This is a genomic window from Spirosoma sp. KNUC1025 (genome assembly GCF_045160025.1).
In the GTDB taxonomy this organism is placed as follows: Bacteria; Bacteroidota; Bacteroidia; order Cytophagales; family Spirosomataceae; genus Spirosoma.
This window is the reverse complement of the sequence record NZ_CP087139.1, coordinates 5,121,891-5,148,240: the sequence shown is the minus strand read 5'-3', so window position 1 is coordinate 5,148,240 and position 26,350 is coordinate 5,121,891. Positions and strand designations below refer to the sequence as shown.

The 26,350-nt window shown below is 38.6% G+C and carries 19 protein-coding genes; all 19 read right to left on the bottom strand.

The genetic code is table 11. From position 1 onward, the window contains the following. Nucleotides 1-165: 165 nt before the first annotated feature. The gene (locus tag LN737_RS22560; RefSeq protein ID WP_405512151.1) at nucleotides 166-2,100 is read right to left on the bottom strand and encodes an acyltransferase family protein; all 1,935 of its coding nucleotides are present in this window, start codon (nucleotides 2,098-2,100) and stop codon (nucleotides 166-168) included. A gap of 43 nt (nucleotides 2,101-2,143) precedes the next feature. After that, nucleotides 2,144-3,223 (bottom strand): hypothetical protein, encoded by a 1,080-nt coding sequence (locus LN737_RS22555; RefSeq protein ID WP_405512149.1) that lies wholly within the window; start codon nucleotides 3,221-3,223, stop codon nucleotides 2,144-2,146. Nucleotides 3,224-3,364: 141 nt separating this feature from the next. After that, the gene (locus tag LN737_RS22550) at nucleotides 3,365-5,020 is read right to left on the bottom strand and encodes a hypothetical protein (RefSeq protein ID WP_405512147.1); all 1,656 of its coding nucleotides are present in this window, start codon (nucleotides 5,018-5,020) and stop codon (nucleotides 3,365-3,367) included. 413 nt (nucleotides 5,021-5,433) lie between these two features. Next, complete coding sequence (locus tag LN737_RS22545; RefSeq protein ID WP_405520488.1) at nucleotides 5,434-6,675, bottom strand: glycosyltransferase family 4 protein; 1,242 nt, start codon at nucleotides 6,673-6,675, stop codon at nucleotides 5,434-5,436. 45 nt (nucleotides 6,676-6,720) lie between these two features. Further along, nucleotides 6,721-7,791, bottom strand: coding sequence for a glycosyltransferase family 4 protein (locus tag LN737_RS22540; RefSeq protein WP_405512145.1), 1,071 nt, complete (start codon nucleotides 7,789-7,791; stop codon nucleotides 6,721-6,723). An 11-nt stretch (nucleotides 7,792-7,802) separates the two neighbouring features. Then, complete coding sequence (locus LN737_RS22535) at nucleotides 7,803-8,807, bottom strand: polysaccharide pyruvyl transferase family protein (protein WP_405512143.1); 1,005 nt, start codon at nucleotides 8,805-8,807, stop codon at nucleotides 7,803-7,805. Nucleotides 8,808-8,825: 18 nt separating this feature from the next. Further along, a complete protein-coding gene (locus LN737_RS22530) occupies nucleotides 8,826-9,953 on the bottom strand; it encodes a hypothetical protein (RefSeq protein WP_405512141.1) in 1,128 nt (375 codons plus the stop codon). Between the two features lie 164 nt (nucleotides 9,954-10,117). Beyond that, nucleotides 10,118-10,927, bottom strand: coding sequence for a glycosyltransferase family 2 protein (locus LN737_RS22525; protein WP_405512139.1), 810 nt, complete (start codon nucleotides 10,925-10,927; stop codon nucleotides 10,118-10,120). A gap of 11 nt (nucleotides 10,928-10,938) precedes the next feature. Continuing rightward, nucleotides 10,939-11,430 carry an acyltransferase gene (locus LN737_RS22520; protein ID WP_405512137.1) on the bottom strand — a complete coding sequence of 164 codons (492 nt, stop codon included), beginning with the start codon at nucleotides 11,428-11,430 and terminating at the stop codon, nucleotides 10,939-10,941. Nucleotides 11,431-11,497: 67 nt separating this feature from the next. Then, complete coding sequence (locus tag LN737_RS22515) at nucleotides 11,498-12,802, bottom strand: polysaccharide biosynthesis protein (protein ID WP_405512135.1); 1,305 nt, start codon at nucleotides 12,800-12,802, stop codon at nucleotides 11,498-11,500. 30 nt (nucleotides 12,803-12,832) lie between these two features. Further along, complete coding sequence (locus LN737_RS22510; RefSeq protein WP_405512133.1) at nucleotides 12,833-15,163, bottom strand: tyrosine-protein kinase family protein; 2,331 nt, start codon at nucleotides 15,161-15,163, stop codon at nucleotides 12,833-12,835. A gap of 3 nt (nucleotides 15,164-15,166) precedes the next feature. Beyond that, complete coding sequence (locus LN737_RS22505) at nucleotides 15,167-15,952, bottom strand: polysaccharide biosynthesis/export family protein (protein ID WP_405512131.1); 786 nt, start codon at nucleotides 15,950-15,952, stop codon at nucleotides 15,167-15,169. Between the two features lie 458 nt (nucleotides 15,953-16,410). Continuing rightward, a complete protein-coding gene (locus LN737_RS22500; RefSeq protein WP_405512129.1) occupies nucleotides 16,411-18,000 on the bottom strand; it encodes a lectin-like domain-containing protein in 1,590 nt (529 codons plus the stop codon). Between the two features lie 228 nt (nucleotides 18,001-18,228). After that, nucleotides 18,229-19,065, bottom strand: a complete 837-nt coding sequence (locus tag LN737_RS22495; RefSeq protein ID WP_405512127.1) for a glycosyltransferase family 2 protein — start codon at nucleotides 19,063-19,065, stop codon at nucleotides 18,229-18,231. A gap of 128 nt (nucleotides 19,066-19,193) precedes the next feature. Then, nucleotides 19,194-19,775 (bottom strand): WcaF family extracellular polysaccharide biosynthesis acetyltransferase, encoded by a 582-nt coding sequence (locus LN737_RS22490; protein ID WP_405512125.1) that lies wholly within the window; start codon nucleotides 19,773-19,775, stop codon nucleotides 19,194-19,196. Further along, nucleotides 19,751-21,019 (bottom strand): XrtY-associated glycosyltransferase XYAG1, encoded by a 1,269-nt coding sequence (locus LN737_RS22485; RefSeq protein WP_405512123.1) that lies wholly within the window; start codon nucleotides 21,017-21,019, stop codon nucleotides 19,751-19,753. The genes LN737_RS22490 and LN737_RS22485 overlap by 25 nt, the downstream gene beginning before the upstream one ends. A 91-nt stretch (nucleotides 21,020-21,110) precedes the next feature. Then, a complete protein-coding gene (locus LN737_RS22480; RefSeq protein WP_405512121.1) occupies nucleotides 21,111-22,385 on the bottom strand; it encodes a WcaI family glycosyltransferase in 1,275 nt (424 codons plus the stop codon). A 483-nt stretch (nucleotides 22,386-22,868) separates the two neighbouring features. Then, a complete protein-coding gene (locus LN737_RS22475) occupies nucleotides 22,869-23,651 on the bottom strand; it encodes a sugar transferase (RefSeq protein ID WP_405512119.1) in 783 nt (260 codons plus the stop codon). A 1,197-nt stretch (nucleotides 23,652-24,848) separates the two neighbouring features. After that, nucleotides 24,849-26,075, bottom strand: coding sequence for an ABC transporter permease (locus LN737_RS22470; RefSeq protein WP_405512117.1), 1,227 nt, complete (start codon nucleotides 26,073-26,075; stop codon nucleotides 24,849-24,851). Nucleotides 26,076-26,350: the final 275 nt, after the last annotated feature.

The following is a 26,350-nucleotide window of genomic DNA, read 5'->3' as shown; positions in this document are numbered from 1 at the left end:
AATACATACCGTATGTATAATCACCGTAACGCGCGAGCCCAGAAAGTTTTATCTTTTTACTGTAAGCGAAATACAATAGCAAATAAGTACCAAAAATTGGCTGTACAAGCTCGAATACTCTAAACCAACGAATTGATATTAATAATACTACAATAGATAGTATCATCAATTTTCTTGAGCGGGGTACGTATTCTCTAAATGTAAAGAAAAGCACACCTGCCATAAAGTAGTGAAAATAATGCTCAAACTGAAGCAGATCTTCAAAATAGGCTTCGGGAAAATAAGGAATCCAAGCGTAATCATAATTCTCCCCATATTGTACGCTTCAAAAATATTTTTATGGAGAATATTAATGAAGAACACAGCTAAGAAAAGGAAAAATATTATAGGTTTCTTCTTTAATACTCCTGTAAGCCCAAGAATAATAATAACCATATAATAGAATACTTCATATAATACTGACCAGAGAGAAGCATTCACAATATTTGTAGCAGGAAGAGTTATAAACGTCTCTGGTACTGGTGGGTATGCTAAGGTTAATGCTGAAGAAAGGACGGAAGCTATATTTGTTTTAGACCAGAATTCAGTTATTTCCTGAAACGACGGGAGTACTTTCAGCCCTAGGGGCCCCACAACATAAACACAGAATAACGAGACTACAATGTAGGCTGGAAAAACTCTCAAAATACGTCTGACTACAAAGTCGATCCAGGTTTTGCTGTATACCCAACTTTGAGAAATTAAGAGACCACTGATGACAAAGAAAAAATTAAGTGCAGGCGATCCTACTGTTAACTGACCGAGCGATAGAGCTGCAAGTGGCTCACTTTCATCTGGATTAGTAGATGTAAGATAATAAATTACGTAGCTGTGGGTAAAAATCACCGCAGTTATCATCAAACATCTTAAAAAATAAAAGTTGTTTTTATGGCCAGCTTTTTCGTCGTATAATGGCTGTATACGTTGCTTATATTTTTCAAAGTCAAAGTTGACCTTAAAGTTTTTTAACCGTAAAAATTGTTTTTCAATTATATGCCAGCTAAAAACAGCAAACGGAAAAACAAATGCTAGGGAGACAAAGAACGTACCAGCAACATTTAATCGACTGCCGAAATACAAAAAGACAAGTTGCTGAATGGGCCATCCGTATAAATAAATACCATATGAAAAATCACCATACTTAGCGAAATTATACAGCTTTATTTTTTTACTGAACGCCAGGCAAAAGAACAGATATGAACCAAAAATTACCTGCGCAAGCTCAAACACTCTGACCCATCGTAGTGTGATGGCCAGAATAACCAGTGAGAGTACAATAAGCGATCGCGTTCTTGGTATATATTCCCGGTAATAATAGAAGCAGGCACCTGCCAGAAAGAAGTTAAGAAAATGCTCGAAATTAAGAAGTTGTTCTGTTTCTGTCTCATCAAGAAAGCTTATCTGCCAATCGAAAATACCTTCCTGGTTATAGTGTTGGTAAGCTTGGTGATGGAAAACATTTAAACTATAAACTAATAGAAACAAAACAAGCGGGAAAAATTTTCTTCTGTAAAGTCCCAGCAATCCAGCACCTAGTATGACCAGATAGCACATGAACTCGTACCAAATGGTCCAGATTGATGTATTAATATCATTAGGACAAGGGACCTTTTTTAAGGTTTCGGGAAGTTCAGGGGGCATCAACTTTGCCACGGAATAGGCAAGTTGATGAAAATCTACAGCAATCCAGTACTCTTTGAGGTTAGGGAAAAAGTTACCCCACGTACCATTGCCCATAGGCGCGAATACCAGAGCGCCTAATAAGCACACCACGGCAAAGCCGGGGTAAATTCTTAGAATTCTCTTCTTTAAAAAATCAAGCCCTCCTTTACTATAGGTCCAGCTTTGCAACACCAGAAAACCGCTAATAACAAAGAAGAAGTTTAATGCAAGGGTACCAACTCCTAGCTGATGCCTGGAAAGCTTCCAAAGTGGTTCAGGATCAATTTGGCCATAATAAATTACATAGCCATGCGTAAAGATTACCGATACAGCCAAAGCAAATCTTAAGAAATCAAAATTATTTCTATGGCCTATTTTTTCACTGTATAGATTTTCCATATCAGTTCGCGAATAAATGTATAAGCGAAATACTACGTAGTCATTACCTATTTTTAACCCGGAGCGATATTTCTTTTGATATTGTCTGTCCCCTGTCGTTTAAAGACGAAGCTTTAATAAAAACAGGCTTCGACCTATCAATCATTAAGGTATCAGCTACAAAAACTATCGAGGCTGTACCTTGTGCATTAGTCAGATTATTTGCAATATTATTAAGGACAGAAAGGGGCTTTTTTACACCACTGGAATCTTGATAGGCTTCAAAATCTATAGGAGTGCCTAAGCTCACCAACCCCACGTTTCTTACTAAGAAAGCGTTAACCGGTGTTTTAGAATTAGGTTGAACCATTACACTATCAGCTTCAAGAAAAATCTTATCGGCATATGCCCGGCGGGGTGTAAATGAATACAACTTAAATACGGTAGGGTCGCTGACCAGGTTAGCTCGAATAAAATAGGGCTCTACCTGGTTCGACATTTTCAAAAAAGCTTCACCCTGACCTGCTTGATCAACCTGAACAGTTAAGGATTTAACACTAGTTGCAGTTGCCGTTCCATCGCTTAATGATCCTACGTTATTTGATACCACCAATTGCGTTATATGTGGATTTTTTAAAGCGAGGTTGATTCGCAGCAGCGATACATTATCAGCCCTAACACTATCAGCACCCGCAATGGAAATCAAAATGGTGTCTCGTATGGTGGGGATTACAGGAATTGTGTCGGGAATAGTGTCTTTTAAAACAACTTTTATTCGCTCTTCGAATCGATTGCTTCCGCTTCCAACCGAAGCGGATATAAAATAATCCCCTCCTTTATTCGGTACAACCCAGTCACTCGTAGCTTCTCCCTTTTCATTTACTCTGACCATCTGAATGTATGAGCTATCAGAACTTACGAAAGTGCCACCTGAAGATCTGAAAGTAATTACGTTGTATTCATCACTTACTGATGCACTTACATTAGCTGTAAATCTATAAGATGATCGGCCATCTGCAGTAGCGCCAGCAGGAACATTACTACTTAAGCGTATAATAGGTTGCGGAGTTTCTTCTAAACTTTTGCAAGAGTGTAGAAATAGTAAGCCAGAAATTACAACCAATAAGTTAAAAATAGTCCGCATAATAATGGTAAAATTGACGTACTTAAATACTCTCTATCTATTAGTCGGTACCGACATACGATATTTTGTAATAATTTAGACTACATGAACTTTTCAAATAGTCGGTTTTTCATTATGAAATAACCAGTGCCAAGACTTTAATTATTTTAATTCACGATTTTTTTTATTAAAAAGACTGGGTGCATTTATATCAAATGAAAAGCCTAACCCAAACATTGGCTTTATGACTGATTGGCTAACAGTCGGATTTATATTCTTTAGATTGACAAATGTTACGTTCAAACCAACTCTGGCAGTGTTATTGAATCGCAAACCGACGCCCGCTACCAGGTTGCCAATCCACCCAAGCGAATTACTAAAACGATAAGTGCTATATCCTCCTAAAAATTGGGCAAGACCAACATGAATGTTAAATGATTTATAGAAATTATATGGCCATTTAAACGTACTAAGAGGAACTTTCTTATTGACAGGGCTAAAATAAATATTCACCCCCTCATTGATCGAAAAATAAGTGTTGTTTCCTATTCTCCCTTCTGAGTTTTTGTAAGGATTATAATTTATACCTGCACCTAAATCAAAAGAAACGTAGGGATTAGCTTTAGGTATAACCGTCACTTCAGCTGCACTAGACAGGATATAACTTTCTTCTCTATAAGCGTGAATAACTACGTCGGCTAACGCAGCTTTCAATGATAATAAATTTAGATTTGCTCTGGCTAGTTGCGTTTGGTAATTCAATATTGAGTTTATCGACGATGAAATGTTATTGATCGCATTAATATCATCAAAAGTAAAAACTTTACTTCTGTCAGTTTTCGTGAATTCATTCAGGCTGAAAGCGTTAAGTATGTTAAGCAGATTTTGCAGAGTATTAATTGTTGAACTATCAGGAACAGCCGAGGATGTGTATGCTCCGCTCAACAACATTTGCTTAAATTCAGCCTTGTTAGATAGCGTTGATTGAAGCAATGAAATTGCCTGTCTGGCATTTCCGGTAGCAGCTGTCGTTAAGACTTGCTTCGAATAATCTGACAGAGGAATCGATCCTGAGTTTATCGCGATTAATTTTGGCGTAATTTGTTGGTAACCGTTATATAAACTATTACTTCCAGTGGAATCCAATATGCTTAAAATTTTCCCTTTGTTAGCGCTGATCTCACTGTATGTATCCAGCAATCTGTACGAAAAGAAATTAAGCGATTTCTTATACGTATCAATTTTGAATGGCTCACTTTTGGCGTCAACGAAATTATCTTCATGTGTAATTTCAGATGACATGGTTAATAACTCATCAAACATGTCAGCCATATTTTGGAGATTTAACGGCTTATTTGATGAGAATGTATTCGTTATTTTTTTATCGAGTTCCTGCTTCAAAAACACTAACTCATTATCGGAGATGGTATTTTTAGCAAGTGTGAGAAAATTGAATTTATAGGCAAGATTTGGCCGTAGCGGGCCAATTTCAGAAAACAGGAATTCCGTTTCGCCGGTCTTTACAAAATACTCCCTTAGCTGCTCAACATCAGCATTGTTTTTTGCCGATTTTCCATATGCCTTTGCAGTAGCAAAATATTTTCTTTCTTTTTCTACGTCAACAGGACCATATTTAAGAATGACTCTTCTTGTAGAATAAGCTAATTCTCCGCGAATATTAAATGGTTCATCAAATGGGAGTGAGGTAGTAAAAGCACCACTACGAACATCTATATCAATGGTAGGTCTTAATATAGATTGAGAAATGGCGGCATTTGTTAGGCAACATGCAATAAAAAGCGTACAAACAAATTTCATAGTAATGTTTATTATGAACGACGGGAGACAGCATCAAAATAACGTTGACTGACTTTAAATCCTATTAATAACCGTTGAAGGTTTGCAGTAACAGGTATCTGGGTATTATAACATTTATTTTAGGTATTGTTAAGTTTTGTTGAGTAGACCACAGCACTATGAGTGAATTGCATAGGCTTTATTTGCTCTGAATATATTTTATGATTATATACCATTTAAAACATTTATCATCTGCTATTATTAGAAATGCCACTAGAATAGATTTTATGCCTATTTACGATTTTTTATCGTAAAAACCAAATAGCACCTGTTCGTATGTAACTATATCATTCTAAGTGTCATCTACTATAAATCTGTTTATTTATTTTTAGGTATTTTATAAGTAATCATACAAACTTAAATCGTATAATTGATCAGTTGATCGCTCGTTTTATTGCTGCTGCTAACTCCAGTCCATATACATCCCAGGGTCTATTTCGTGCTGTATGCATAGCATTTGTACCTACTTCCGAAATTACAGCAGGATTGTCGATAATTTCTTCAATAGTTTCTTTCAAATTTAGAGTTGAGCCTGCTTCAACAAGCCATCCGTTCTGGCCATGTTTTATTAAATCAGGTCCAACGGTTCGGTCTGTTGTAATTACTGGCGTGCCTTGTGACATAGCTTCTGTTATAACCAGGCCAAAACCTTCAAACAAGGATGGAAAAACAAGGACATCGTGTTGTTGCATTAGCTTAAGCACTTCGGAATGAGGCAAGCTGGGAATCCAGTTATGCCTGGTCAGAGCAGCATCCAATGCCGGACATTCATTGCTTGCTTTTCGGCCGACAACGGTTAGTGTTACATGATTTCCTAATTGCTCAACGGCATCGAAAAGATTGGCAATTCCTTTACGTTGCGATAAACCGCCAACAAATAATAGTTTTATGGGGCGTTTTCCGATGTTATTCGAGTACTCACGGGTAGAAGCTATAGGAGGAAAACCATAAGGAATAACTTCAATAGGTGCTAACTGGCCCGGAAAGCGCTGAAGCGTTTTAGCTGTAAACTGACTTGCCACAAAAATTCGGTCAGCTAAGCGCAGTTCTTCGTCTTTACGAGCCAACTTGCTTTCTGAATCGCGAAACCCAGTTAGGGTAGGGGCCCAGGCTGGTCGTAACTCACGCTCAGCCTCCAAAAGCTCACGAGCTGACCGCCAGTAGCCGATTGGCAGATCATACAAGCATTGAATACCTAGGCGTTTTGCTTCGCGAAATGAATACTCAGCTCCGTCTTCGTAAGCATACACCGCCTTGACCCCATCCCTGACCGCTGATTTTAAACTTGTCGCAATCCGTTTGTCGAGGTTATGAAAAACAGCATCAACCGAAAATGGACCAGTTTCGTGTTTAGTTAAATTTTGAAAACCGGCACGTAGCGCTATCAATCGAGCAATTTCATACCAAGGCCAAGTTTGCGTTACAGGCCTGAGATACGGATCAAAACGACGACGGCCTAGTTCAGAAAAAACACGTATACTACTGAGACGGTCGATCATGTCACCTGGAAAACAGGCAATGGCAGTCGTGAAGTCAGCCAATAGCTCAGCTTTAGCAAGACCTACACCCGCTGCACGAACATTTGCATTACCCATCGGGTGATATAATGATACCATTTCAGACAAAGGAAACTGTTAGTTAAACTTTATTTTTAGCGTGTTTCAGGCCTGCAACTCCAGAATCTCCTTCCATTGGGTAACCAGTACTGGCGATGAAAACTTTTTTGTGTATAGATCAATCTGGGTGGTTCTGGAAATACGACCCGCTTTTAAATCGTTGGCAAACGATACAACCGCATTTTTTATATCCTGATACGGAGAAGCCGAAGAGATCATGCGAGTAGAGTTTGCGTCGAGCGCAATATCCGGAATACCTCCCTGATCAGTGGCTAACCAGGGTAAGCCAGCACTCATAGCTTCCAGCAGGCTAATGGGTAAGCCTTCAGGATGGACCGACAAAAGCAAAAAAGCATCCAGCGAATTGATTACATTAGTTAATTCCTGAAGACCATTGAAAGCCCCGTGATAGTGTACTTTCGAAAACTGCTCAAAGAACGAAGGCGGATAAGCGGGACCTTCTCCCCAGATATGAAAATCGGCTCCACTTAAATCAGAATCTTCACTCAGTTTGCAAAGCGTATCAATTCCTTTTTCAGGAATCAACCGACCGTAATAACCGAAAGAAACTTTATTTAATAACTGAGAAATTTTTTGCTGTGTATTTATTTTCCGCGAAAAGCAGGGAATGCTGTCAATTGTGCGTCCCAGAACAGTTGCAATGCTTGACGCGTTCAGGGTTGAGCAGGCTACAACTTTATCGGCTTTTTTTAGCGACAGAATATAATTTTCGCTCCATGTTGCCTGATCAGACGAATCGCCGGCGGTATGGTGGTGATGTACCCAAATGTTGCGGCTTCGGAATAAATTTGCCAGAAGCCAGATGCTATTGCCCTGCCCGTTTGTATACAGAGCATCGTATTTTTTTAAGTTAGACCGAAGGGCAGCATTTACCAGAAACAACGTACTTGATAACCTGCTTTTGCCGCGATGAAGGTATAAAGTATCACAGCTCTGTCTCAATCGATTTTCATTTCCCGCTTTCATCTGAAAGTTTGAAACGACTAAATCAACCTTTACACCAGAGCCCGACATCTTTTCACAAAATTCTATCACATGGCTCTCAATACCGCCAGTTTCCAGAAGCTGCGTTACGTATAATAATACCCGTGGCATTTTTATTGGTTTTAAAAGCCAGATCCGTAGACCTTCTCAATTTTATCTTTCATTATTCCGAGTCTGTAAAAAGTTATGATACCAGCTCTGTAAATGTAAGAGTTAAGGATACTACGGAACTTAATTAAGCGATACTGAAAATTATCAGGTTTACTGAGTGCGTTATATCCTTTCGACACAGATTTCTCAACCAGTTCGGTCAGGAATTTTTTGCGTTTTTCAAGGCGCTCCTGGTTTACTGTAGGCATATCAAGTTTCCCTGCTAGTACGTCTTTATATGAAACAATATCAATAAATTCGCGAACCGTTGCCAACCGTGGATCGGCCGGATTTGGGTGTACCAGTAATACGTTCGCGCCCATGCCCAGGCAAGGCAAAGCACAGTGAATTTTTGTTGTTACTACCAGTGAAGCATTGCAATAACGAGTCAGTAAATCTTCCATATGTTTTTCGGAAGATTCTGCATAGTATTTAAGATCGCTGTCGGTATTTGGTGGATCGTGAGAAATCCGGGTGAAGGACGTACCTAATAAACTTTCTAACTTAGATTTTATCTCTTCAGGAATCGGGTGATCTATGTTATCTACCAATAAAACTTCCCCTTTTTTGGATTCATCAACAGGTTTCCGCTTTGAGGTGATGGTTAAGCAACTTGAGTAATAAGCTGGAATTCCCCAGCCCAGAAATAATTCCAGTGTTTTAGTGTCCCGACATCCGATGGGAGAGTGCTGTTTGAAATGCTCTCGAACCAAGGGGTCTGCCAGTAGTTTCGACTGGGCGATATGCACAGATACGTATATAGGATTGATATTTGCCGGAGGTGGAAATTTTTCAAAAGAATGCATGTACCACCCGTTGGCGATCAGAAGGCCCGGTTCAGATTTATCAAGATCCGCCAAAGATTCTCTGTCGGCTACTGATACGTTTTTATGAAGAAAAGCTTTAGCAACAATTCCCTGAAGTACATCGCCGATGTTATTTCTAAGCGCTCCTTCAATTTGATAAAAATAATTCATGGCATTACTTATTAAAGTTTATTGCACTCTTTCAAGCGTTTGAGTAAAAAGCGAAGCAATAGTTGTCAGGCTATTTTTATTTGATGATCGTTTAACAGGAATTTCATTGATGTCATCGTCACAAAAAAATACCTGTGTTCTGTAATCAAATAAATTGTTTTCTAAATAGTCTTCCACGTCTGATGGACCCTGTCCGCGTAAAAGAACCGGGAGTCCATGTTCGAGCATGGCTAATGTGGAACCACTCTTCCCATACATTTCATAGTCAGCGCGAGAAATACCCAAGTCAGCTTTTGAAAAAAACTCAGAAACCTCTGTAAACGATCGCCGGCCTAAATCATTGATACTATTGGCACCCAGAATACTTTCGACAATAAGTAGCGCAGTCGCTTTAAAAGGTCCACCTTCGCCAATAGCAAGAAAATTAACCTGTTGATCTCTTGAGTTGGCTACAGTTTGAATCCACTTAATCTGAGCTGTAAATTCTTCAATGTGGCTGGTGAAACTACCAAAATGCACTACAGTAATTGGAAATTTATCGTTCCCCAGCTTATCAGCTGATACCTGATTCTGAAGAATTGGAATATTTCCAAACAGGGGCAAAAGCGAAACATTTGTTCCTGAAATAGTTTTTTTATAGAGTGGAATACTGGTGGTGATGCATGTTGGATGTAAACGTTTGATTAATCGTTTTATAAAAACTTTTTGAGTCTGACCTAATATAAATTGCCTAATAGTATTTGATTGATTTACACCAACCCATAATTCATGAAACATAATATGCCAACGATACGTATTTCCTAACTGAAGAAGGTATTTATCCAAGCCAATAACAATACCTTTATTATGGAAAGAAAATGGCACAAATTGAAGACTTATCCATTCTGGCTGAAATCCATGAATAATTTCTTGAGCTTTAGCAAACCGCTGATTTGCTTCCCACGTAGCAGGCAAACGAATTAGTTTTAGCTGTTTAGTTTCAACATCATTTATACAGATTCGTTCTTCTTCAATATATTTATCGTTCAGCGCTAGTGCAACTACTTGATTTCCCTGCTTGATTAACTCTCCAGCAAGACGCGTTACGTAGTCTCCCACACCATCCCGACCGGGTTCAAGTGAACCGCAGAGAAAAATAATTTTCATACTTTAAAATCTTGTATAAAGATAATCTAACTAACGAGTTGCCTTGTGTGTACACATATAAGGATGACCAATGTTTATAAAGTATTGGGCATTCATAAATCAGATTTTATATTTCAGGCAACGCTTAGTATTACTGTAAAACTATATACTCAACAGGTCCGTTATCAAATAAATATTAGCATAAAATTTAAAAAGCATTTTTCGAGATAAATTGGCCAGCCTTTCATGGAGAAATTGATTAACTCTTTCAAATCATAAAAAGAACTACCAAGAAAAATTTTAAATCGAGTCATTCTATAATTAAAAGTGCCTTTTACATTATACTTTTTGGCGTAATATATGTGTGATTTGAAATATTTTTTGAAAGTTTTAAATAACTTGACTCGTCTCCAAGGGTGAATCACTAGAGCTTGAGGGACAAAGAGTATATTGATTTTCTTTTTTACTCTAGTCGCGAAGTCAACGTCTTCAAGAGCAGGATATGGAAACAGTTCATCAAAACCATTTAGTTGCCAAAAGAAGTCCTTCAATATGGCGAAATTACAGGACCACAGGTTATTTCCATTAATATTTATAGGCGACTCTTCGTCAAAGCGTTGCTTAGGTCTATCCGTATTGGTTTTACCTTCAAATACAAACACGCCATCATTAGCGTTAATTGCGTTAACATAAGCGTCAATCCAACTGCTTTGTGGTAAACAATCGTCATCTAAAAAAACTAGCCATTTACCTTTGGCGAGCCTAGCGCCGTTGTTTCTATTTGATGCTGGGCCTTTTTGTGGTCCTTTGACCCACGTCGCCCATTTATAATTATCTTCAATCAGACTTTTTGCCGCATATTTTTTACTATCATCTGTTATAATTACTTCGTACATATAATGGTCAATTGATTGAAATTTGGGTGCCAAACAGTTCAAACATTGACTAAGTAAATCATTACGATTACACGTTGGTATGATTATAGATAAGAACATTGCTAATGAAATTATAAATCAAGTTTTTTAATAAATCGCGCCGGATTGCCAACCCAAATCTCGTTCGAAGGTACATTTTTTGTCACTACGCTTCCTGAACCAATTATCGAATTATTTCCAATTTGAACACCAGGTAAGATGCATGAGTTCATGCCAATCCAAACATTATCTCCTATATCTACAGGTTTTGAAAACTGTACATCCTTATCTTTGTCATCAGGTCTATTTAACGAATGTTGAATATGGTTGTAAGAAGAGATTCCGCAGTTACTTGATATAAGACAATTTTTTCCAATTTTAACGCCAAATGTTGCATAGATCGTTGTAAAGGAAGAAATTGAAGTATTATCACCTATTTCCATTCTTTCTGGAACTAATATATGGCAGTTTTTATCGATACGTACATTGTTGCCACACTGCTTCAAACGCACTTTTAGCAACCGGTTACGTTCTTTATTTATTAACTTTTCTAATTTAAAAAATATCTTATAAAACAATTGCATCTATTCTGAATGCGTTAAGTTTCATTACGTAATATTACTGTAATTATTTCTTTAAGTGATGTGGAATTTAATTATTAGTTATTTTAGGAATACTAAATATTTTATTCGTGATATATATTGTGTTCATCACTACCTGAACTAATGCAATTAAAACATTAAATATAAGTATTCCTTTAAGGGTAGAAATGTCAAGTAAAGTTGCGGCTATTATTGTTGCACATACGTTTATGCTAATAGCGATTACAGGGTTAATTTTCCAACTTCTACTTGTATAAAGACTAAAAGTAATTCCAGAAATTAATCCTAAACAACTTGCTGCAACACTAATAATGATCTCATCCTGAATATTTGAGTACTTATTGCCCAGTAACCAAAGAACTTCTGATGGAAATAACCATACTAAACCAATTATTGCTGAACATATGATTACTAAACCAAGTATAATTTGCAAATATCTGGTAAGCACAAGCTGTACATTATCTGACAAACGCGCAAAGCGCGGAGTAATTAATGTATTAATTAATACATTAAATAAAGTTAATAACATCGATAATCGACTAATGGCTCCTACTTGGGCTACTGAAGTCGTTGAACCGAAAAAAGATATAAGCCAAATGGATATTTGACCAGAAATGCAATAGTAAATTGATAAGGGTAAAATATTTTTTACAAAGGAAAAAATTTCTTTTTGTATTTCTGGGTCAATATTTTGTTGCCAATCAACATATTGTTTGGATAATTTTTTAAGTTTTAGATTGGTCCATACTAGTGGTATACCTGAAGCTAGAATGGCAATGAATGCCCATGGGAAAACTAAAATTGTCAGAACCAACACAACTAATCTTAAAATATTGGCCCATATTTGATTTTTTTGCAAGGGTAAAATATCCTGATGAAGCTTTGGAGGAACCTGTAACAACGACCCGGATAATGTTGTGAAAAAGGCAGGTATGAGCGATAAAATAATTAATATGGATGTTTGCCAACTCGCATGATGATGGCGCAGTAAAAACAGTAATAAGGGTGTAAATACTAACAAGCTAATTATCGCCAGCTTCTTCCTTAAATTAAGCCCTGTTACAAGCACTTTGCCTAGTTTCTCCGGATTTTGCCACACTTTTCGTCCTTCGGCCATCACCCCCGTACTAATTCCTCCATCTGCTAGAAGGGTAATCGTACCAAGCATAGTATTCGCTAATGTATAAAGCGCATATTCTTCGGTAGGAAGCGTTCTGACTACAAGTATACCACTGATAAAGCTAGTTGCTTGTACAATAACCTGGGCTGAAGCTGTTATAGTTACAAGTTTTCCCCATTCAAAAACTTTTGAATAAGCTGGATTAGCATACACCCTCTGAACAATCGCTCTCATTAAACTTAATTTTACTATAAAATCGCATGTTTAGCTATATGCGTTCTTCTTTTTCGAACGAGCTTTTGATTTCTTCTTGCCTTTTTTCTTATCTTCTTCTGTTTGAATATCGTTGAAAACGATAACAGGGTTTATGGTCATTTTACTTTTATATAACTCATCGACTACCGCTACATCTTGCTTTTGTGAATAATTATACCGCATTAAAAATATGGTTTTATCGACAAGTGGGTTAAGACTGAATATGTCGGCAACCTGACCAATTGGTGATGTATCAATTACGATGAAGTCGAAGCTTGATTTTAATTCCTCAATCAAGTAGCCAAATTTTGGAGACATTAAAAGCTCTGCCGAATTATTTACGGAAGAACCAGCAGTTAATATTGGCATATTAGGCGTTTTGTCCGAAAACTGAAGTATGTCGCCTAACGTAATTTTATCTGATGTAAGATAGTCAGTTAAGCCTACAGAATTGGATAGGCTTAAAACATCTGAAAAACTCGGATTTCTAAGATCCAATTCAAGCAGTATTACTTTTTTGCCGGCCTGGTGTAAGCTTAAAGCCAGGTTCGTACTAAAAAACGTTTTACCCTCACCGCTTTGGGCAGACGTTATCATATAGATCTTACCGGGGTTATTATCTTCAGCAAAAAGTAATTTTGCCCGGATATGCCTAAATTGTTCAATTAGCGGAGCTGCGTTATCAGTATCAAAAACAACTGGTCCTTCATAACTACGGGAAATTTCAGCTAAAACAGGAATAGGTGTTCCTGCCAGAATATCGTCTTTGCTTCGGACTTTATCGCTTAGAAATTCTTTCCTGTAAATATAGCCAGCAGGTACAAAAAGACCGGCTAATACAGCAATTATTAGTACTACTAGAATATTTGGGCTAACAGGTAGACCATCCGCTCTTGCCGGATCAATAATTTCTGAATCAGGTACAAGCGCTGCTTTTGCAATAGTTGATTCTTCCCGCTTTTGTAAAAGATAAGCGTATATATTTTGCTTAATAGCTTGCTGACGGCTTATTTCCAGAAGGTCACGTTCCATTGACGGAACCTTACTTATTTTTGATCTGAATCTATCCGCATTTGCTTTATAGTTGTCACTTTTTATTGTCAGGCTATTTTTAATATTCCGTAAATTCTCCAGAATATTGAGTCGCAGATTGGCTAATTGATCATTGATATTTTTGACCAGAGGACTGTTTGCTTTTATGGTACGTAACATGCGTTCTTTCTCCAGCGCCAACTCATTGAACTTGGTAATCAAATTCATTAACGTTGGGTCTTGTATCCCTAACGTACTTGGAACTAACTGATACTGTCCTGGAGTCTGATTCAAATAATTTTCAAGTGATTCGAGTATATCAATTTGTATAGCCCATTCTGATATACTGGTAGCATTGGCGTTCGCTTGAGTAATGTATTCAGTTGCCTGAGAGCTTACGTCGGTTAGTTCATTACGTCTTTTATATTCTTCGACCTTTTGTTCAACGCCCGACAATAAACCTGTTATGTATTTCAGGCGATCATCTAAAAAAGCAATTGTATTATTTACCGACCGCTTTTTTATTTCAAATGAATCTTTGCCGTATAGCTCTAGTAATTTACTAATAATTTCGACCCCTTTCAATGGTACAGGACTTGTAATGGCTACAACCAATACGCTTGCTTTATCCGATACTGGTAAAATAGTGAGGGCTTTACTATATGAATCGACTACTTCAGGTAAAGTACGAAGATTGAATGTAATTGGTAGCTGCGAATAATTTTTTGTAAATGCCGGTGTTGTAACAACGGTAAATGTTCCGTAGGGTTTATTTATTTGTTCGCCAAATTTATATGTAGCGGCATCGCCATTAAAATCTGTTAATAAAAATGTATTTCCCGACTTTACTTCTAATGTAAAGTCCTGATCAGACATTGTCGAGTCTAATTTGCTAACGATAACTTTTATTGGAACATCTCTACCATAAATTTCCCAGTTTTTTATACCATCTTGCACAAAATAGCTGGTTGTAAGGCCAAGTTCTGTTACAACACGAGTCATTAAAGCTCTTGATTGCAGGAGAGTAATTACGTTAATAAGATTACTCATCGCTGGCGGCTGTACCAAGCCATTGAATGTTGCAATTGTAGTAAGGTTAGGTACTGCTACGTCTTCTTTTATTAGTATAGAACTACTTATTTTATAGACAGGGGTGCTTATATACTTTATGTACACAAAAGCCAGCACTAAAGCTAGGATCACACTTCCTAGAAACAGTTTCCAACGTTTCAGAAAGACAGCTACTAGCTGACCTATATCTTTTTTTGGGGCTGCTTGTTGTATATCCGATGAAAATAGATCGTCCATGATTTAGAAAAATCTGTAATAAAGTAAGGAAAGTGTAGACACAAGCGAAAGAACAATTGCTATAGTTGTTCTACTAGAGTTTGCCTCTTTATTTAATATTTTGTCAGGCTGGACATAGACAATGTCGTTTTGACGAAGATTGAAATATGGAGAATTCAGAACTTCCTTTTTTAATAAGTTTACTTTTGTTGTACTACGTAATCCGCTTGCTTCCCGGATAATTAACACACTTGTCGGGTCGCCGTTAGCAGTTAAATCACCAGATCTTGCCAACGCTTCGATAATGTTAATTATTCCATTTTCAACTATGATAGTTTGTGGTACTTTCACTTCCCCCATAACTGTAACCTTAAAGTTGGTTATGTGAATGTTTATGATAGGGTTCTTAACATAATTTTCACCAATGATATTTGTTAGCTTATCGGTTGCCTCTTCTACTGTTAAACCGGCAAGTTTTATTTTTCCAATTATCGGAAATCGTACAAACCCGTCTTTGTCTACTAAATAGCCAGTTTGGCCTACTACCCCAGCCGATGACCCAGGGGTTTGTAGAGTGCCAGTGTTAAACAGGCTGTTGGTTTCTGCATTCAAACTGTTTACAGTAATGTTCAGTTGATCATTAGGCTGAATTTTTATTTCAATTCTATTTTCAATTGGGACGATTGATTCGAAACTATTTTTCAAATCACTGAAATAGGTTGTATTTCTTTTTTGAGTTTTACAGGATGCAAAAACAATTAAAAGAAATAAGCAGGCAATTCTTATACTCAGTTTTATAAACTCCTTCATTGATTAATGTATAGCAAATAGTCAGTTTTGAGCATGTAAAGAATTAAAGAATCGTTGAGTATTATGCCAGTTATCTATTCTTGCGAAAACTTTTCTTTAGTACCATATCTGATTATTCTATGAAATTTCTATAGACATATATTATTTAATATCTGTAACCCTACTCACGTCTCTTTGTATTTATAATCAACTTATATGCCTTTGTCTCTTCAACTGCAATTTAACGAACCCGGAATATTCCAAGTAGTTTGTGCAATATAAGCGATAAAAATTAGTTTTTTAACATTTAGTCAGAAATAGTTCAATTTTATAAGAATCTTCTATACCTGCAATCAATTAATGACATTTCAGTTAAAACCCTTTAGTTCATATAAATAAATATTCATAATTATATATTACTGTGACTGTTTGTATAGCGTTAATTTTATTCATAATTACTGATTCGTTGAACGTATGCATTATCTTATCAACAAAACCTCACCTCGCTTAACCAACCAGTCATTGTTTTGCAATGAACGATACTCCAGTTGCCAGGTATAAATATTGGTTGGACAAGGCTGACCATTTTTGCTACCATCCCAAAATTCTCTTGCATTGGTTGTGAAAAAAACCACCTCTCCCCAACGGTTAGAAATTTGCATTCTGACTTCTACTTCTGTATTGCTTTTCCAGTCGAACAGTTCATTCTTACCATCACCATTTGGGGTAAATGCATTCGGTACGAATACAGATGCCGCCGGTGAACAATTGTCGAGTACTGTGAAACTTTGATTGGCTTCGCATCCAAAATTCGTCTTTATGTTCACCGTATATCGACCCGCAACGATTACTCCAAGTGTAGCTTCATGTGTGTCACCCGGTGTCCAGGTGTAAGTAAGATTGGTGCCAGTAGCCTGCGGGTCGAGCCGTAAAGGTTGACTTTGCGGACAGTCGTATGTGGGTTCACTTTGCAGACCAAGCTTTGGCAGTGGATGAAACGTAACGGTTGATGAATCACTTGCTGTACAGCCATCTTTCGTAACGGTAAGAATGTACAACCCCGAAGTTTTTGGCGATAATTGTCGGGTTGTATCTCCCGTCGACCAAAGGTACTTTACCGATTCATTAGCCGGTGTCAGGGTTGGATTCAGGTCGATACGTACATTTTCACAGGCTTCTTTAGTACTTTCCAAGGTGACATCAGGGGTTTTGACTTTAACGAAGACGCTGTCGGTCTTAAGCTCTGAACACCGATCCAAATAACTAACTGTGTAAAGTTGGCTTGATGTCGCCGTCAATTGAGGGGTACGGCTAAGTGGGTTGCTTAGCCCAGTGGCGGGCTGCCAAGTGTATTTATTATCACTCGATACATTTGAGACCAAGGTAAGCGATTCCAGTTTACAGACCTGGAATGTATCTCTGACAACTATATCTTTTTGCAGACACACTGTATGAATATTAGCTGAACTTCCTGTAGATGAAGTAAAACCCCAATAAGCTTCTCGAAAACCCTTAAATATGTCATTCTTCAAATCGACTACCTGATTGATTCGAAGCAGGCAGTTGACTTGCACCTGAAGTAAATAACTTACTGCATTCCATTTAACTTTAATGATATAATCTTTACCGTCTTTAACATTATTTGTTGAGGTAGAAATCGGCACAGGCGGAGCAAATTCCGTATTTAACCGATGATCGGATACACCATCACGAATTATTGCAATATGATCGGCAGAGAGATCACCTAAGTTTGGGTTTGCATGGGTGTCAAATTCAATACCTAATGATGGTTTTAAGCCCTGAAAGCCGATCCCTGAACCTGTCGTACCAATCACCCGATTCCCGGCTGTTTGCATAACCATGACGATCCCATCAGCGCCCAGTGGATTATTGCCAAAGTTCATTGTGAATTCGAGTTCAAACGATTTGCTTAATTCCAAAGGCTTATCGTACCAAACGGCTCCAATCTGTGCGGTTCTATCGGCTGTGAGCTGATAACAGTCGGATTGTGCGCTGGCTCTGGCTGAGCCAACAAGTGTATAACCACTTTGTGCTTTTGCGGTAAGCACACACAAAAACAAACCACCCCAGCCAAGTAGCGAGTATACAGTTATGTAGTTTATATGAAAAATGCATTTCATTTAAAACTAACTATAAAATGGATTGAGTTGGATGCCATCTGTTACGTTTCAATTCATGAACACTTTGGCATATATTATTGCTGGCAAGAAAAAATATACTATAAGATTTATGATTTGTACAGCTGTATAAAGTAAACATATTTTAGCCATTTTTATTTAAACAGCTTCCAGGATTTGTGTATGTTTTTTTGCTTTTTTTATTTCTCGGATCTTGAGTTGAATCAGAAATTCATAATAGCTCATATTTGTGCAATAAATAAATCCTGGCGCGCCTTCAAGAAAGCCAAGGTTAAAAAAATAAGCCTGAATAAATCGCAGCAGCGGCCAACCCGGAACTCTGCTCAACCAGGATTTCAAGGCTGGATTTCTATGGCTTGCATGACGGGCAAAAATATTTCTCAAGGGTGGGCGCGATGCCAGTCTTGACTGGGCTTCCAGGCTTGAATATTTATTATGCCGTTCTATCCAATAAAACCAGCCTTTAGAAAAGCCAAAATGTAAATAAGGCTCTTTAATGTACTCAATCTGGCCATTTACTTCCCCTTCTTTCTGACCATGCCCAAAGTCGGTAAATCGGGCCATGCCTTTCCTCATCAGACGAAACTGCCATTTCGGAAAATTATCGCAGTGTTTTAACCAGCGCCCTTCCAGCATCATTTTCCAGCAACAGTAAAAACCAGCTACGTCATTTTTAGCTTCATTCGTTGCTTTTAAAATCGCAGTCCGAAATTCATCTGTTACAACTTCATCAGCGTCAAGAAATAATATCCAGTCATACTTTGTGTTTATATGGTCTAAGGCAAAGTTTCGCTGTTTGCCAAAGCTCTCAAAAGCATTATGCCATACTTTAGTGCCATATTCATAAGCTAATTCAACAGTTCTGTCCGTACTTCCTGAATCAAGGACATGCACGTCGTCTGACCACGCCACTGATTCCAGACACATGGGAAGATCAAGCTCTTCATTTTTGGTAAGAATAATGACAGAAATCATTACTGAACTTGTTAAAGTTTACAATTATGTCGGTTGATTTTTGATAAGTAACTACCTTCTAATATGTACGTATTTACGATGATTTTGTAAATCAGTATTATCTATCAATGACCTCCCGTTATTTTTTCTCAGTTTTTAAGCGAGCCGTAAACAGATACGACATTCTTCTGATCCAGATTTCTTTCTTTGACCGGTTTACATGGGTGACCGGCACAAACCATCCACGATGGCATATCTTTTGTAACAACTGATCTGGCTCCAACCACGCAGCCATCACCAATCGTAACACCTGGATGTACAAAAGCTTCGGCCGCAACCCAGGCATGATTGCCAATATGAATGGGTTTAGTTAGCAGTGGAAAGCCAGATTGGGTATAATCGTGCGTGCCAGTGCACAGGTTTGTTCCCTGAGAGATGACTGCGCGGTACCCTACGGTTATTTTCCCCTGTGAGTAAAGAATGGCACCACTGGCAATTCCGCATTCATCGGCTAGTTCAAGGTTCCAGGGAGCCCATATTTTTACGCCCGGATATACATGAACACCCTGCCCAACTTTAGCTCCAAAACACCTGAGCAAAAAGGCCCGCCATTTATGCAGGGGGCGGGGAGAAAGCTGAAAAAATAAGACGCTCACTACGCCCCAGGCAAGTCGTCCTAAGCGATTGCCAAGGGAGAAGGATGGGCCTACAAATGTGTCTTGGTTATGCATTTATATGGGCAGTTAACCTGAAGAAGTACAGTATTTTCGACTGATGAATAGGTTGTAGTATTTGCTACGACTACGTACTGAGCTCTGGGCGTAACAAGGACTTCAGAGGGCGAAAGCCCAAGAACCTCTTTGTAATTTTTCAGATAGCTTTCAACTAGTATCTTTTCCGAGAATGTATTGAAAATATTAGCTCTTCCGTTTTTGGCGATAAAATCTCGCTTTTTTTGGTCTGATATAGCAGATTTGAGTGACGCAACTATGCTGGCTGTATTCAACTCAGTTACCCAGCCAAGGTCATTTGCTAAAATGTAATCCGACAACCCTACTTTATCAGAAATAAATACGGGCGTGCCAACTGATAGAGACTCGATGACGACATTCGCAAAGTTTTCGTTAAACGACGTCAAAACAAACATATCAGCAGCTGCCAGCTCCTTAAATTTCTCGCCACGGCTTTTCCAGCCGACCCAATCAACCTTTTGTTCAATAGTCAGTGTAGACACCAGTTGCTTCAGCTCCTGGATATAATTCTCATCACCCTTCCCGGCTATTTTCAATTTAACATTTGCGTCGAGTTGGCTAATCGATTCAAATAATAATTCCAGCCCTTTTTTAGGATGTATCCGGGAGAGGAATAGCATGGTAAAAACGGCATTTTCCGTTCTCAATACCGCTTCAGAAGGTAGCTCAAGTATATTAGGTATTAAAAAGCCCTTCCAGCCAGGAATCACACGTTTACATTCTTCATATTCCAAATCTGACGTAGCGTGAAAAGTTGACTTCTCCAGCGCTGATTTTCCAATGAGTTTATGAATCCATTTTTTTATCTGGCTGTGACTTGTTGTGATAATATAATCACTCAGCATACCTCGTGGCGATATAACGACTTTAACATTGCGTAAATGGCATATAACTGCCGCAATGATTACCAGAACGTTCCACCAGGAGTGGATATGGACTACGTCGAATTCTTTACAACGCTTATACAGACTCCACCATAATTTCAGAGAAATATGAGTTGGGTCTTTTGTTATTCTACTAAAATAAGTGACAGAAACATTATCAACGATAAGCTCTTTATTGGGCTCAACGGCGAGTTCTTTATCACCATTAGCCGTTGTTGTAAATACGGTCACCGAATTCCCTGTAGCCTGTAAAGCTTCACATAAGCGGCCCACTGACTCAATAGGGCCTCCGTATATATAGGCTGGTTTGTAAGAGGGCGTTACGTGTAATATGTTCATGCCTTTTGAGAATGTAGGGTGTCAGTTGGTCGATCATCACTGTAGGAATGGCAAGTTCATCTGATTTCTGGATGAAAGCCATTCTGCTGTGCTAAACCTGTTGATCTGCCAACTGCTTCGGCGTATTAATCGAAACTGTACCGTAAAACCGGATCAAATCTTCTTCAAACTGCTGAAGAATACTTTTTTTGCTGAGGTGTTTCTGCGCGTAAGATCGGGCATTTTGTCTGTATACTGATAGGTCAGCACGAAGCGCTTTTCTGAGCCCTTCCGTTAAGGCTTCTACCGACTCCGGTTCAATAAGAATACCCATCTGATGGCTATCGATTACGTCATAGAGCGTAGTGCCAGGCACTGCCGATACCAGAGCACATCCACCAGCTGCCAATATGCTTGTCAGTTTTGATGGCAAGACAAGGTCTGAGGCAGACTTTTTCTGAAGGACCAGATGCACATCTGCCGTGGCCAGGAGCGCCGATAACTTTTCGTAAGGCTGCAGCGGATGAAAGAATACGTTTTTCAGCTGAAATTCCTGTACCAGTGTTTTTAATCGGGTTTCTCCACCGCCAGAGCCAAAAATCAGGAACTTGACGTTTTTTTCGGCTTCAAATGATCGGGCCGCTTCAATAATTAGCTCTAGTCCTTGTTTCTCGCCCAAGCTCCCTGAATATAGTATGACTTTGTCGTTTGCTGATAATCCTAATTCAGCACGTAACGACTCGCTCTGGGGAAGTGGGCGGATATAAAAGTCATCTACCCAGTTAGGAAATAATATACACTCCGACTCAATAATATTCTTCCCCGCTACTTTCCGCACCATTCCTTCGCTGATTGTTGAAACAGTGGTTGAGCGTTTAAGAATATACTCCTCAATTTTGAACATGAAATTCAGGAAGCGCTGATTTTTCAGCATACCCAGTTCTTTTGCCATATCGATCTGCAGGTCCTGCAAATGCAGCCAAAGCGGTACTTTTCGTAATTGGGAATAAAAAACAGGCAATAAGCCAATATGGAAAGGCGGAGCTACACAAATCAGTGCGTCAAATGGGGCGCCAAAAAATACAGGTAGCCAGAAACGAAGACTGCTGACAACAAAGGAAAATTCATGCAGTATGCGTTTGGGAGAGGTCACCTTTTTGGGTACGTAGAACGGACAGCGATGGACGGTTACGCCCTCTATCGTTTCGGTAAGCCATCCTTTACCTTTATAGGCTTTGTGGACTTCCCACTCGGGGTAATATGGCATTGCGGTAATCACTTCAACGGAATGCCCCTGCTTTGCTAACCAGGCTCCCATCTCTCCTGTGTATTTACCTACACCCGTCAATTCTGGTGCGTAGTTAATGTCGTAAATCAGAATGCGCATGAGGAAAATGAATAGTGGATATTTTATAAATAGCTGATCTCTTTTGGGCTATTCTAACCTTCTCAGTACGTAACGCAGGTTGACTAACAGCACTTACTCGGCTTCATCAACATATGTAACTAGCTCACTGGTCGAAAAAGTAGTAAAGGCATGTTACATCGCTTAACTTAGTACTACGTGCCAGCCTTGCCAGAAAATCAAATTGAAATAGTAGTATGGATAAATAATAGTTTTCATTTGCCCTTTGCAAATCCATTCAGCCCCGTTGGTTATAATTCTTATCAGTTTATGTGGGCCAGAAACAAGTTGAAATACAATAGACAAAAGATACTAGCTAGTTGAAGAATAGTGAAATATGCATGTTAATTGAAGCAGGCCATAAAGCGTAAGTCTATAGGTACATTGAATAGTTTTAGCCAGACCAAGTATTAATTAAATAGAACTATAATAATGTTTGGTTTTTAGTAAGTTTTCTATAAATATTTACCAGGCGTTGGTGTCGCCTTTAACCATTAACATGAGCGTTTTATAACAAATTTTCATATCGAACCAGAAGCTTTGGCGTGGTATATAAAAATGGTCATACCGTACGCGCTGATTCATTTTTTGGGCTGTATCCGTAGCTCCTCTTGCTCCTCTGATCTGGGCTAAGCCAGTGATACCTGGCTTAACAACGTAGCGCTGTCGGTAGGAGGGCGATGCCCAGTGAAGCGCATCATGTTGAACAGCATGTGGGCGAGGACCAACAATGCTCATATGACCAAGCAGTACGTTGATAAACTGAGGAACTTCATCAAGATTCGTTCGGCGAAGAAAACTTCCGATAGCTGTCACTCTTTTGTCTCCACGGGCTGTTTGCTGAAAATCCGCCTGTGGAGAACTGGCGTTACGCATTGTCCGGAATTTCAGGCATGGGAAAGATTTTCCTTTACGTCCCGAACGCGGTTGTATGAACAGGATAGGACCAGGCGATTCGGTTAAAATTAAGGCTCCTATAACAGGAAACAACCAGGACAATACAAAAACAAAAACAAATCCTGAAATGAGTAAGTCAAGTATGCGTTTTCCGATTAAGCTATATATAGTTCTTTCCGTTCCTAACAGATCCTCCTGAGCACCCATTACGAAGGGTAAAATCTCTGGTACAAATTGCTCGCCCTGGTTATTTCGCATATCAAAATCAGTGGACGAATACCCTACCGTATATTCTCGGGAAATACGCTCAGGATCGTTTCGCTGAAGTTGTGTAAAAAACTTGTTCATCATGGTTATTGAGGAAAGTTACTGGATTCATATGTAGAATTGGTAATTCCAACTCTGCTATTAATATTCGTAACTACTAGAATTCATACTTATTAATTAAACTGTATGGATAGAATACTTTTTTATTCACAGTAGGTAAAAATCAATTGATCTAAAAATGTGCTTTTTTGAATTCAAAAAAAACCTGTATTACTAAAATTTACTGCAATTATTTTGTCCTTTCTATTTAGACTCGAAAAGTGAATAAACATTAACTGGATAACCACTATACCTGGCAATGAACGTTTTTCAGTTGTAAAAGAATTCATTTGGTGATAGCGAATTTTACACCTCTCAATGACAAATGTCACCTGAATTATAATTGAATCGGAAGAGTTTGTTGCTCATGTTGAGCATAAACTCTGGTTGTTGATACTTAATAAACTTCGTATTCAAAGTTATTAAAGCAATGTAGAAAGGCTACCCACTTTAGGGTAAGTTAAATTAACGTCGAAATGTTGCTTTTTGTAAGCAATAGCGACTCTTTTACTAATCTAAATACTATGAATATCTAAATTTGATGAGTGCTTTTGCTGATGGATTAGTCAACCTTGAACTCATATGTGTTTAGATACTTGTCTATTATTTCTGAAAAAACAGTTCTAAAATTATATACTAGTCCAAGCTGTTTTTTGCACAGATTTAATAAAGTTTGAATGTCCGCTACACAATATTAATGAATATCTATCATTAGGAAGGTATCCATTTAATTAATATTTAGCCTTTTTCTCTTGAATGGTCCACTTTGGTATTTTTTTTATAATTTATATATGGAAAATTCAAGTGATATGCTATATTAAATTAATATATTAATAATAATTCATATAAATTAATGGTGTTAATTATTGAAAATATTATAAAATACAAGTAAAGTCTTAGTCGGAAATTTATAGTTTTCGTCCAGTGTAAGATACAAATTATGAATTTTAGATATTGCTTCTCTGGCTTTCTCCTGTGCTGAGTACTGCACATTTTTAAGATAAATTGTTTGTTAGAATTTAGGCTTTGATCTGAAGGCAGCGAACAGATCGATGATTGCCAGAAATGCCCTACCTAAAATAAATACTATTTTTTGTCAATAGAACTAATGGGATAAATATAAGTTTACTCTGGTTTGTTAACTTTCAGTCTGTTTAGTTAATAAGTATGTAAAGCCACTCTTTATTTTTTAAAAGCAAGTGCTTTTACAGGCTGAATGCGGTTGATAATAATCGTTGGAATCCAAAGCACGAGAGCAATCAGTAAAATTGTCGCGAAATTCAGCGCAAGTATGGTCGGCCAGTGCCAAACGATGGGGACATAATTCATGTAATAATTTTTTGGATCGAGCGGAATTAATTTGAACCGGTCCTGGAGATAACAAATACCTAATCCCACTACGTTGCCGATCAACAGACCCCAACTAACCATATTTAACCCCACAAATACGAACATCCGCCGGATAAGCGCATTCGGCCCGCCAAGTGCTTTCAACAGACCAATCATCGGCGTTCGTTCGATAATCAACACCAGCAGTACTGAAACCATATTGAATGAGGCCACAAATCCTATCAGGCTAAGTAGAATGACCATATTACGGTCGAGTAACATCATCCAGTCAAATAAAGGGCGGTACTGATCTGTTACGCGAATCAGGCGCATATCGGGCGACATCACATCGAATACATTAGCCGCTGTCGTTTCGACATTATCAAAATCCCTGACGAAAATTTCGTACGTACCGACTGAATCTGGCCCCCAGCGATTTAGTCGCTGTATAAGCCGGATGTCGCCCAGAGCAATGGTTTTATCAACTTCCTCCAGACCTGTTTCGTAGATGCCTACTACCGTCATTTTACGGGCACGGGGTGGGTTTCCCAGAAAATACAAGGGGATGCTTTCTCCTACCTTAACTTTCAACTGATTGGCCATGTACTGGCTCAATAGAAGCTGCGTTGAGCCGGAGCCTGTATCTGCGCCGACTACGGGCACTGCCCCAGCTACTAGAGATTCACGAAATAAATTCCAGTCGTAATCCCGGCCGACACCTTTGAGAATAATGCCTGTTAATTCCTCATCCGTTTTCAGAATTCCGGCTTTCATGGCTACCGCCTGGATATGCCGAACGCCCGGTATTCGGGTACTGTCGCGATACAGATTCGTGTTTAGTGGTAATGCGGTTTCTTCGTAGGAAGCGTTGTTCGTAAACTTGCTCACTTGTAAGTGGGCTCCGAACAAAAAAATCTTTTGCTGAATCGTATTTTTAAAGCCAAACAGCACAGCAAAGGCAACTATTAGAATAGCTAGCCCGAGCGCAATGCTCGTGACACCGATACGGGTAACAGTGGCCGAAAAACTTCCTTCAGGCGCGTGGCGTACTTTGCGGGCAAGAAAAACAGGAACGTTCAAGTTCGAAAGTAATTGATAGTGGTCAGAAGCCAGTAGCATTAAAAGCCCCTCTACAAAACTAACGGACAACTGACGCAACTATCACAAAAAAAAGAATTCCTGCTGAAATAAGTGGTTTGGAGAAAAGCTAAAAAGCTGTCATTCGTGGAAAATCTATCGGGTAATACGTTCAGGAATTACGTGCTCCTGCCTGACCAGCTACCCGAGGACTCCGATTAGTTGGAGGGAAAGCCGTGTAAAAACAAGTCAACAATTCAACCATTCAATCACTAAAA